We start from the raw sequence: 1,123 nt of genomic DNA, 5'->3' as shown, positions 1-1,123 counted from the left end.
ATCAACGCCCACTGAGCATCCGAGAGCAACTGAAACCGCGACACGACCAGCAGCATCCCAGCCATCAGCCCAAACGTTTGTCAGACACGCACTAGGCGCATTTCGGCTCCCAGCCGAGGTCCGACGACCGCCTCTCCGTCGTCTAACTTCAACATGGTTCCTCGTTGCGATCCGCGCCTTGTACCCTGCGACTGTGGCAAACCACGCCCCTGATGCGGACATCCGTCAGCCGCCCAGCGGGAACGTGGGACCGCAGTGGGCACGGGCCGATATCGCCATCGACGCGCTCCGCCTACCTCGGCGCTACGTCCGCCGGCACCTGCGCGATCTCGGTGTGCCGTGCGAGCAACTGCGGCAACTGAGATTCGCAGCATATCGCCACTCGGCGGGGCGTGCGTTGGCCGCGGTCGCGCTCTACATCACAGCGATGCAGCTGACAGGGTTAGTAGTCGGCCCACCCACTAGGGCCTTGCAAGTATTCCAGTTGTTCGCAATCAGCGGCGGTATTGCTGCCGCTGCCACAGCGATGCTCTCCGACCATCTCAGACCACGCGCCCGACTGCTGACCGCGGCACTGCGAACTGCCGAGCTCGCATTGCTGCTCAATCCCAGCGCACCGGATCGCCTGCCTGACGGAGCAGCTTCATTCCGCCGGCGCGTGCGCCGGGACCCCGAGTTCCGAAGACGGCTGGTGGCGAAGACCGCGTGGATACTCACCCGCGATACCGCCAGGGTCAATTCGGCCCCTGCGCGTCCGGGCGGACTGGGGCATGTGTTGCTCTGGTACTCCGCTAATCCCCGCGATCCGCGTCGCGGCCCAATCCTGACCGCGTGCCTGCTGGAGTTCTTCGCGGCTGCAACCGATGCAGACCAGCCCATACCTCATCCCGACTTCACCCCGGCAGCTCGGTATCCCACTCTGTCCCCCCGTTCGCGCCTGCTGCAGAATCTGCGCGACATCGGCAGCGGAGCGCTCGTGACCGGAGTGGTGGTCGCCGTCGTGACCGCACTGCTCAAACTCTGGGTCGGCTAGTGCGTGTCTGACAAACGTTTGGGCTGATGGCTGGGATGCTGCTGGTCGTGTCGCGGTTTCAGTTGCTCTCGGATGCTCAGTGGGCGTTGA

The 1,123-nt window shown here is 64.6% G+C and carries 1 protein-coding gene; it reads left to right on the top strand.

The genetic code is table 11. The features are described 5' to 3' along the window. Positions 1-193: 193 nt before the first annotated feature. Complete coding sequence (locus tag ACWEVP_RS50255; RefSeq protein WP_452069713.1) at positions 194-1,033, top strand: hypothetical protein; 840 nt, start codon at positions 194-196, stop codon at positions 1,031-1,033. Positions 1,034-1,123 lie beyond the last annotated feature (90 nt).

This window comes from Amycolatopsis sp. NPDC003865 (assembly GCF_053605345.1).
Note: the sequence above shows the minus strand (reverse complement) of the source record. Positions and strands in the feature narration are given on the sequence as shown.